The organism is Haloferula sp., assembly GCF_049672945.1.
Lineage (GTDB): Bacteria > Verrucomicrobiota > Verrucomicrobiia > Verrucomicrobiales > Akkermansiaceae > Haloferula.
Window position 1 is genome coordinate 36,010 of sequence record NZ_JBATWY010000146.1, and the last position, 8,848, is coordinate 44,857.

Annotated in this window: 10 protein-coding genes; 9 read left to right on the plus strand and 1 reads right to left on the minus strand. The window is 58.2% G+C overall.

All coding sequences use genetic code 11. From position 1 onward, the window contains the following. The first annotated feature begins 11 nt into the window (after nucleotides 1-11). The 9 genes from WBG04_RS13325 (at nucleotide 12) to WBG04_RS13365 (ending at nucleotide 6,759) form a co-directional block, all read left to right on the plus strand. On the plus strand, nucleotides 12-587 hold the full coding sequence (locus WBG04_RS13325) for a hypothetical protein (protein WP_424314932.1): 576 nt from the start codon (nucleotides 12-14) through the stop codon (nucleotides 585-587). Next, the gene (locus WBG04_RS13330) at nucleotides 584-2,278 is read left to right on the plus strand and encodes a GspE/PulE family protein (RefSeq protein ID WP_424314934.1); all 1,695 of its coding nucleotides are present in this window, start codon (nucleotides 584-586) and stop codon (nucleotides 2,276-2,278) included. Before WBG04_RS13325 ends, WBG04_RS13330 begins: the two co-directional genes overlap by 4 nt. After that, nucleotides 2,271-3,434, plus strand: a complete 1,164-nt coding sequence (locus WBG04_RS13335; protein WP_424314935.1) for a type II secretion system F family protein — start codon at nucleotides 2,271-2,273, stop codon at nucleotides 3,432-3,434. The genes WBG04_RS13330 and WBG04_RS13335 overlap by 8 nt, the downstream gene beginning before the upstream one ends. 22 nt (nucleotides 3,435-3,456) lie before the next feature. After that, nucleotides 3,457-3,870: a hypothetical protein gene (locus tag WBG04_RS13340; RefSeq protein ID WP_424314936.1), complete on the plus strand. Its 414-nt coding sequence runs from the start codon at nucleotides 3,457-3,459 to the stop codon at nucleotides 3,868-3,870. Between the two features lie 125 nt (nucleotides 3,871-3,995). After that, a complete protein-coding gene (locus tag WBG04_RS13345; RefSeq protein ID WP_424314937.1) occupies nucleotides 3,996-4,352 on the plus strand; it encodes a hypothetical protein in 357 nt (118 codons plus the stop codon). Beyond that, the gene (locus tag WBG04_RS13350; RefSeq protein ID WP_424314939.1) at nucleotides 4,349-4,822 is read left to right on the plus strand and encodes a hypothetical protein; all 474 of its coding nucleotides are present in this window, start codon (nucleotides 4,349-4,351) and stop codon (nucleotides 4,820-4,822) included. Before WBG04_RS13345 ends, WBG04_RS13350 begins: the two co-directional genes overlap by 4 nt. Nucleotides 4,823-4,826: 4 nt before the next feature. Next, on the plus strand, nucleotides 4,827-5,561 hold the full coding sequence (locus WBG04_RS13355) for a hypothetical protein (protein WP_424314940.1): 735 nt from the start codon (nucleotides 4,827-4,829) through the stop codon (nucleotides 5,559-5,561). Further along, nucleotides 5,558-6,247 carry a hypothetical protein gene (locus WBG04_RS13360; RefSeq protein ID WP_424314941.1) on the plus strand — a complete coding sequence of 230 codons (690 nt, stop codon included), beginning with the start codon at nucleotides 5,558-5,560 and terminating at the stop codon, nucleotides 6,245-6,247. Before WBG04_RS13355 ends, WBG04_RS13360 begins: the two co-directional genes overlap by 4 nt. Further along, on the plus strand, nucleotides 6,244-6,759 hold the full coding sequence (locus WBG04_RS13365; RefSeq protein ID WP_424314942.1) for a hypothetical protein: 516 nt from the start codon (nucleotides 6,244-6,246) through the stop codon (nucleotides 6,757-6,759). The genes WBG04_RS13360 and WBG04_RS13365 overlap by 4 nt, the downstream gene beginning before the upstream one ends. Nucleotides 6,760-6,856: 97 nt before the next feature. Here the strand turns inward: WBG04_RS13365 and ilvD are convergent, their stop codons facing one another. Continuing rightward, on the minus strand, nucleotides 6,857-8,557 hold the full coding sequence (gene ilvD / locus WBG04_RS13370; protein ID WP_424314944.1) for a dihydroxy-acid dehydratase: 1,701 nt from the start codon (nucleotides 8,555-8,557) through the stop codon (nucleotides 6,857-6,859). Nucleotides 8,558-8,848 lie beyond the last annotated feature (291 nt).

Genomic DNA, 8,848 nt, shown 5'->3' on the forward strand with positions numbered 1-8,848 from the left:
ACCATCGAATCATGAGCGCAGCCGAAACACTCAATCCAAAGCCTACCGCTTCCGGCGGAAGGTCCATCGAGGAATGCCTGACGGAGTGCCTGAACCTCACCATCGAGGCCTTCGAGAATTCAAAGGTTGCCTCCGGTGAGGAGATTGCGCGCGTTCGTCTACGTTTCGGCCACGCACTCACAGCCGGGGAGTCAGAAGATCTCATTTACCTGCTTGCCCGCATTCAAGGAACCGAAGAGGAGCGCATGGGGATCGAGACCGCGCGTATCAGCCACGCGGTCGCCGGAGTCATCTCCCCCTCTCCTCCCCTGATCCCCTTCGCCGGCAAGCTCATGGCACCCTCAAGCTTTTATGAAGCCTACACCCAGCTGCACGAACTCGCCCGGGCTCTAACGTCGCCGGTGATCTACGCGGAAGACACCGACTCGATTGGAACCGGTGCGCTTAACCCGATCGCAGCACGCATCATGGCGGAAGAAGTCCGCGCTGCTGTTAGCCGGCGCTTCGGCATCAAGCCCTTCACTACCGCTGTCCGGATCGACTACGACAGTTGGAGTTTCCTGACCCGCAAACATTTCGGACTGTGATTGATTTCGATGGCATGTCGTTCAACGACCTGATCAGCGGCCGCATCATGCAGGCGCTGTCAGAGCATGATGCTCAGTATTCCGAGCTCCCTCAGGATCAGGTCGCCAACCGGGTCACACGAAGCTGCTTCATGGCTGCGGTCGCCCAGATCAATGGCCTCCCCTTCTTCCCCAAGGTCGCGGAATTCTGTGAGGCATCACTCCACACCTACTGCGATCCAACGGCACTCACCCGCGGCTTCTTCAGCCCGATCTGCATCAGTGGCGACAAACTGATCGTCGCCATCGCCAATCCCTGGAGCCCGCAGGCGGACGAATACCTCGCACCCCGATTCCCAGATCTCGAGATCGTCAAGATCGTCACCCTCGCCTCCGAGGTCAGCCGAGCCATCGAATCGGTCGGCAGGAGCAACGGCCCGAGCCGGTCGGAACTCGAAGCCATCGACGTCGAGGATTCCGATGAAAACATCCGCGACTTCGATGTCACCACCGACCATACCGAGCCGATGGCCCAACTGATCGCCACGATCATGGCGGATGCGGTCAAGACTCGTGCTTCCGACATTCACTTCAAGGTTGAGAAAGAGGTCTTCTACTACAGTTTCCGGGTTGACGGCGATCTCCAGCCGAAAGTGGAGATTCCCATGAAGTTGAAGGACCGTCTCGACGCCTTCCTTCTGAACCTGATGAAGCTTCCGACCGAAATTCGGAACACTGTCCCAGGCATCTCCGGCCGCTTCACCATCTCCTACTTCCATCGTCCGATCGATATTCGTTACGAACGGCACCGCACCTATCGTGGCTACCACGTCACGATGCGTCTCCTCGATAAAGGAAACATCAACGTCACCCTCGGCAAGGGCACCCTCGCCTTCGACGAGGAAACCATGTTTGAACTCCACAAGGTGATGAAGGTTCCTGCGGGAATCATCGTCATGAGCGGCCCCACCGGCTCGGGAAAATCAACGACTCTCAACGCGATCCTCCGCGACCTCAACCGCCCCGAAGTCAATATCCTCACCCTGGAAAACCCGGTGGAGGACGAGGTCGCCGGCATCACCCACTGCGACCTCAAGAGCCCGAAGGAATTCAAACCGATGATCGCCTCCTTCATGCGGAGCGACCCGGATATCATCCTCATGGGTGAGGTCCGCGACATCGAGTCCGCCGAACTCGCGATCGAAGCGGCGGTAACCGGGCACAAGGTGCTGACCACCATTCACACCCCGCGTGCCTCGCAAATCATCGAACGTTTCGAACAGCTCGGCATCGAACGGTGGAAGATTGCCCAGACCCTCAAGGCCGCCTGCGCCCAACGTCTGATCAAGATCCTCTGCCCCTACTGCAAGGAAGCGAAAGAAGGCATCAGCGAGAAGGACCGCCGCATCTTCTGTCTTGATGAAAGCTGGACCAACGTCCCGAACTTCGTAGCTGCTCAGGGCGGCTGCGCCGAGTGCCGTGGCACGGGCTACAGCGGCCGGACCGCCATTCTTGAGATCATTCCGATCTCTCCAAAGGTCTCCGACCAACTTTCCAAGGGCGAGATCTCACCTTACGAACTGGAAGTGAAAATCCAGGAAGAAGGCGTACTTCCCAATCTCCGCAAGAGCGGTCTCCGCCTCCTCAAGGAGGGCAAAACGGACCTCGCGGCCGTCTCCAAAGTAATCGACATGACCTATTCCGATGAGTAGCGCCGCCGCCACAGCCACACCTTCCGCCAAGCCTCAAACTCCCTCCTCTTCCAAGAAGAAGGGCGGGATGTCGAAGGAGATTTCCCTCGGCAAAAAGGCAGGACCGAAGCCCTTCACCAAAAAAGAGCTCGTCACCCTCTTCCGTGGTCTCAGCTCGATGCTGCGCGCCCAGATCAATACGGCCGACGCCCTCAAATACTTCGGCCAGGGCCTCCCAAACAAGGTCATGGCCGACGCCCTCATGCAAATCAGGGAGGACATCGCCTCCGGCATCAGCGTCCACGAGGCCTTTCGCCGAACCGGCCGCTTCAACGACATGATCATCGGTCTGATTCAGGCGGGTGCCGACGCGGGCAAGATGGACGAGGCCTTCAAGTCGCTGGCCGCGCGTTTCACCAGCGAACTCTACTTCACCAAAGCGGTCAAGAAGGCGACCATGATGCCTGCGGTCGTCATCACAGTGCTCAGCGGCGCTTTCGTTATCTCTCAAGTCAAGATCGTGCCGCAGGTGGAAGAAATGCTCAGTTCGGTGAACCAGAAACCCGACGGCCTCACCGCCATTTCCTTCGCCGTCGCCCACACCACTCAGGACATCTGGTGGATCGTGGTGCTTGCCGTCATTGGCGTGATCATCGCCATCTGGCGCTCGAACCAGGTACGCAACACCATCCTCGGCCTGGCGATGTCGAAGTGGCGCCTGCTCCGCCAACTGGTCATGAGCCTCCGGCAGATGACCTTCCTGGGCACCATCAAGCTGCTCCATGGCAATGGCATCAATCTCGCGAAATCGATCCGAGTCTCGGCAAACAGCGTCAAGGGCACTCCGTTCTACAAGGAGCTCCGCGACGCTGCCGACAAATACGAGAATTCCGGAGTGCCCCTGTCCACCGCTTTCGCAAAGTATACCTCGGTCGACACCCAGGTCGTCCACATGCTCTCCATCGGTGAGAAGTCCGCCTCGCTGGACAACCAACTCGATATGCTATCCCAGATGTATGAGGAAGACGCCGAGACACACATGGCGACCTTCACCGCCGTCGTGAATTTCATCGTCCTCATCATCGCCGTGATGCTGATCGCTGCGGTCTTCATCGGCACCTTCCTTCCAATCTTCCTGATGGGTCCGAAGATGATGCAGGGCGGCGTCGGTGGCTGAGCCAACAAACAATTCTGATCTCATGCAACTCACCCGTTTCGATCGCTGGCTTCGCGAGAAGTTCGTTCATGAGATTCATGTTTACTCACTGCGGCCACCCGAAGAGCTTCCCGGCGGCATCCGTGCCGAAGACCTACCCGAGGCACCGGGCCGGAAATACAAGCATCGCTACATCGCGCGGAGCTCGATAGCTGCGGATGCGCTCATCGCTCAGTTCAAGTCCCACAACCAGATGTTCACCACCCGCGTCGTAGATCGCACCGGCTGGCATGTCCATCTGTTGGCCCCAAAGGAAAAGTCGGTCACCTGGTGGCTCGCATGGGTTCTCGTCGCCGGCATCTTCCTTTTCATCGCCACCAACGCCATCCGGGCTCTCTGGTCGGATCCCGAATTCCAAAAGAACCTCCGCGAATCGATCGAAATACTTAAAGGATAAAGATATTTTAGATTTCCTTCTTTTCAACCCCTTCCAAGTTCCATAACTTCAAATCTTGTCAGTTCATGAGAAATCCTTGTTCCGCAAACCAGCCGCAGTCGCCTGTAGGGTTCACCCTGCTTGAAATGACAATCGTCATTATGGTTCTGTTGGCACTCGTCAGCATGGGGACCCTCGGAACTCGGGGCATCGAGAAGTGGCAAGCAGGCAAGGAAGCTTCCGAAACCCTGCGCAGCGTCTATATCGCCCAGCGGACCTATCTGGCGGACAACCCGACAGCTCCGCTGAGCTCCCTGACAGAAGCCAAGCTTCTGCCCTATATTCCAAACCGACGCGCCGACTTTCCAAAGATCAAGGGCCTCGATAAGGCCCTGAGGTCCATCAACGTCAATGTTTCTCCCCCCGTTGTGAAGGACTCATCCGGTACGACTTACGATCCGTCCGGTAGTCCGAATGATTCGCTATGGGACGTGGGAGAATGAGATTACTTGCGACAACCGCCCTCCTGACCGTCATCGGCACCCTTGTTGCCGGTGCGGAAGAATTTCGTCATATCGGCGATTTCATCATCAAGTCGCGCCTCAAGGTCACCGCCGGCCAGGTGCTCCCGGTTGCCATCAAGCCTCTTCGCCTCAGTGCCTACACGGATGGCATCAGCGTGCGGATCTCCACCAGCAGTGATTCGGAAAGTGCGAGCGACTACACGATCTATCGCTCCGATGGCATCGGACGTCAGAAATCCGCAGGTGGTGCGCTGGAGGTCGTTCCCGGTGTGCAAGCGACATCCGAGCAATCCGGCATCTTCCGCCAGCTTCGCCTGACGCAGGATAGTCTCACCATCACGACCTTTCCCGGCGTCTCCGATCAGATCGTGGTCACCCACGCCCAACTCGCGCCGCCGCCCAAGGCTGTATCCGTTCAATCCAAGCCAGAACCGACTGCCGATCGCTAGTATCATGCGCCCCTTACCCACCAGCCCAGCGTCCCAACCTGCTCCGCAAGCGGAGAAGCCGGTTCTGACCCGTCGCGCTCTCGAACTCGGTGCCACCAGCACCAATCAGCGACGCACCAGCTGCCCGACTCAGCGAGCCTATCCCTGGCTGCTCGGTGTGAGCACTCTCATGGCAGGTGCCTTTTGTTTCCTCTACATCAACAAGCCGGTCATCGTCACGGAATCATCGCAGCAACTATCACCTGCCCTCGCTGCCTCACCCATTGAGAGCTTGAAGCCTGCCGACAGCGATCTCACCTCACCGGATTCTGACCGCAAGTCGCCGCGAATTCGTGCCAGTGAGCCGCAAAACCTGCAAGGCAATGGCAGTGCTTTCGAAGAGACAAACCTCCGCATCCAGCACGTCCTTGGTGCACAAAGTACGGAGGGAGATGATCTGGGACGAGTCATCCTGGATGTGCCCGTTCTCTATCAGAGCGGTGCCGTTCGCTGGACTCAGGACGATGTGGCCAAAGCCCGTTCGCTTCTGACCCGCATTGGTTCCTACCAAGAGAAATCACGCTCCCTTCGCGAAGAAGCCGTGACGCTGATTTCCGAGTGGGACGAACTCGTCGTTTCCTCAATTCCCGAAAGCGCTCTGCGTGCCGACAGCCCGACACTTCCCGAGAACCAGGGGATCGGCGCTTCACGTGAAGCGACTCTCAACACCACCAACTCCATCGAGATCGAGACCCCATGAGAACACCTCTTGCCCTGCTCTCGTTCGCTTCACTGGCGATCGCTCAAGACATTGCCCCGAAAGACTCGGAGCGCGATCCCGTTCTTTCCGCCCTGCTCGAAGCGGAATCGGTCGCCAACACCGGCCCCTCCGTCACTGTGGACTTGGGCGTCATGGGAGATCAGGAGACCTCACCCATACTCGTCACCGGTAATCCTCCGGAAGACACCTTGCTTGATGATGCTCCGCCAGTGACTCAGGAAGAACCCAGCGGCGTGCGTGTGGAAGTCGAAGCAGGATCATCGAATGCCCAAGTCGATGCGTCCCGAATCAAACTTCTCGCCCCCTTCCCTGCCAAGCCACTCAGCACGCCACCTTCCGGCTGGAAGCTCGTCCATCCCGAAGACGTCCCACCATTTGCCAAGAAAGTGGAACTCGCCAGTGGCAGCACGGTCACTCTAACAATCCGCCCTCACCTGCTCGTGCCCGACGCCGACGGTGAAATGGTTTTCGGTCTCCGCGAACCGGGATTTGATCCAGAAGCTCACTACGTTCAGAAGGACACCATCGGAGCCGTCCTCGCCGATTCGATCATGAGTTTGGACGACAACTCCAGCCGACTCGATGAGGCCGCCAAGCGTCTCGATGAACTCCTCACCTCTCTCCCCGGACCTGAACCTGAAGATTCACCCACACCTCAGCCATGAAATCCGCACTCACCCTGCCAATTGTATCCGGGATCGCCCTCGCCATGATGGTGGGAGCTGCCGCCTCACATTACCACTCCGTTGACAAGATGGTCGCCTTTGCCGGCATGACCCGCGCCAACGGCATGCCATCCACCTCAACCGGTCCCGCACGAATCGCCAGCAACTCGCACGATGCCCGCTCGCTGGTTGACGAAATGAAACGGCAAAACGATTCCCTGCAGCAAACACTCGCCAGGAATGAAGCTGCTCTTTCAACCATGCCTCGGCAGGAGAGTATGCCGGCCATTTCCGGAAGTGAGGGCGACCTCAAGCGTCTGCTCGCCGAGTTGGTCACCCAGAACCGCTACCTGCGTGATCAGATCAGCGAAACCAACCGCGATTTGATGACCCTTCAATTTCAAGTCGACAGCCACTCGACCCAATTTCGTCCGTTGAACCTCGTCGAGGATACCAACGACGAGTTCGAGCAGGACTACATCGGGGTCCTGCCGCCCAGCGATCTTCCCTGAAGCGCCTGGAGCGCAAATCTGCCCCCATCCCTCACCGCCCGGCTTCCACAAGGAGCCGGGCGGTTCTATGTTGAAAGCGAGCGTGCCACAACCAAGCTCAAAGGTTCTTGTCCGTCACCGCGCCTTCGCTCGCACTGGTAACCAGCTTGGCATATTTCGCCAGGACTCCGCGGCGATAACGCGGCTCCGGTTGAGTCCAGTTGTCACGCCGTGCTTGCAGGGCATCATCGTCGAGGTTCACGGAAATCTGGTTGTTTACCGCATCAATGGTGATCTCATCGCCATCAACCAGCAACCCGATCGGCCCACCCTCGAAGGCTTCAGGCGTAATGTGGCCCACCACGAATCCGTGGCTTCCTCCGGAGAAGCGTCCGTCGGTAATCAAGGCCACCTTCTTGCCCAGACCACGCCCCATGATCGCGCTCGTCGGCCCAAGCATCTCACGCATTCCCGGGCCGCCCTTCGGCCCCTCGCGACGGATCACGATCACATCGCCATCCTGAATGCCGCCAGCGAGAATCGACTTCATCGCCTCATCTTCGGAGTCGAAAACCTTGGCCTTACCAATAAAGGCCTCGCCCTCCTTGCCGGTGATCTTTGCCACCGCACCTCCTGGCGCGAGGTTTCCATAAAGAATCCGCAGGTGGCTGTCTTTCTTGATCGGATTGTCGAGCGGCCGAATCACCTCCTGCCCCTCGGGATAGTAGAGCGGTGAGTTGGCGAGATTCTCCGCCATCGTCTTGCCGGTCACCGTCATGCAGTCACCGTGCAAAAGACCCGCCTCAAGCAGCATCCGCATCAGGGGCACCGTGCCACCAATTCTCACGAGCTCCGCCATTACAAAACGTCCACTCGGCTTCAGGTCCGCCAGCAAGGGCACGCGCTTGCCAATCTCGGTAAAGTCATCAATGGAGAGTTCCACTTCGGCAGCGTGAGCCATGCCGAGCAAGTGAAGGACCGCATTGGTCGATCCACCGAGCGCAATCACCACCGTGATCGCATTCTCAAAGGCCTCGCGGGTCATGATGTCTCTCGGCTTGATCCCCTTCTCGATCAGATTCAGCACCGCCGCGCCCGCATCAAAGCAGTCCTGCATCTTCTCATCGGAAACCGCTGCCTGCGCCGAGCTGTTAGGCAGGCTCATGCCCAGCGCCTCGATCGCCGAAGCCATCGTGTTTGCCGTGTACATCCCTCCGCACGAACCCTCACCGGGAATCGCACAGCTCTCCACCTTCTCCAGATCTTCATCAGAGTATTCCCCCGCCGCGTGTTTGCCGACGGCTTCGAAAATCGAAACGATGTCCAACTCCTCTTCCTTGCCCTTGATCGTCGCACATCCCGGCAGAATCGTGCCGCCGTAGGCAAACACGCTCGGCCGGTTCATCCGCGCCATCGCCATCACACAAGCCGGCATGTTCTTGTCGCAACCGCCGATCGCCACAAAGCCATCCATCCCCTCGCAGCCAACCACCGTCTCGATCGAATCGGCAATCACCTCGCGCGACACCAACGAGTATTTCATCCCCTCCGTGCCCATCGAGATCCCGTCGGAAATCGTGATCGTGTTGAAAATGACCGCCTTGCCACCTGCGGCATCCGCACCCTTGGCCGACTCCCTGGCCAAGCGATCGATGTGGATGTTGCACGGCGTCACCTGCGACCAGGTCGAGGCAATCCCGATCTGAGGCTTGGCGAAATCCTCCTTTTCGAACCCGACGGCATAAAGCATCCCGCGCGAAGGGGCGCGATCAGGACCATCCAGCATTGGCGATGAAAACGGGCGACGTTCGTCTGACATGGCCGGAATGTGTTTTTCCGGATCGCCAAGGTCAAGACAGCTTCGAGAAAGTGACTTGGCGGGCTTTTCCCACCCTTTGCTGCCAATTTTCAGACCCTGCGCCAGAAAGCCTTTGCACTCCTCTGAAACTACGTCATAGAAAACACGTCAATTTTTTCACCCTAAATAGAGCCCGTCCCACAATCGGATGATTTGAGCACAAGGATCTACGGGTCTTCCTGAATCTGGTGGATGAGCTTCGAAATGAGGGCGGATCACATCTTTCTTGAGCGATTTTCTCGGTCTGGGATG

Excerpts from the sequence above, each read along its gene's own strand:
- WBG04_RS13325 (WP_424314932.1), top strand. The coding sequence starts at position 12 with ATGAGCGCAGCCGAAACACTCAATCCAAAGCCTACCGCTTCCGGCGGA.
- WBG04_RS13335 (WP_424314935.1), top strand. The coding sequence starts at position 2,271 with ATGAGTAGCGCCGCCGCCACAGCCACACCTTCCGCCAAGCCTCAAACT.
- WBG04_RS13340 (WP_424314936.1), top strand. The coding sequence starts at position 3,457 with ATGCAACTCACCCGTTTCGATCGCTGGCTTCGCGAGAAGTTCGTTCAT.
- WBG04_RS13345 (WP_424314937.1), top strand. The coding sequence starts at position 3,996 with ATGACAATCGTCATTATGGTTCTGTTGGCACTCGTCAGCATGGGGACC.
- WBG04_RS13350 (WP_424314939.1), top strand. The coding sequence starts at position 4,349 with ATGAGATTACTTGCGACAACCGCCCTCCTGACCGTCATCGGCACCCTT.
- WBG04_RS13355 (WP_424314940.1), top strand. The coding sequence starts at position 4,827 with ATGCGCCCCTTACCCACCAGCCCAGCGTCCCAACCTGCTCCGCAAGCG.
- WBG04_RS13360 (WP_424314941.1), top strand. The coding sequence starts at position 5,558 with ATGAGAACACCTCTTGCCCTGCTCTCGTTCGCTTCACTGGCGATCGCT.
- WBG04_RS13365 (WP_424314942.1), top strand. The coding sequence starts at position 6,244 with ATGAAATCCGCACTCACCCTGCCAATTGTATCCGGGATCGCCCTCGCC.
- ilvD (WP_424314944.1), bottom strand. The coding sequence starts at position 8,557 with ATGTCAGACGAACGTCGCCCGTTTTCATCGCCAATGCTGGATGGTCCT.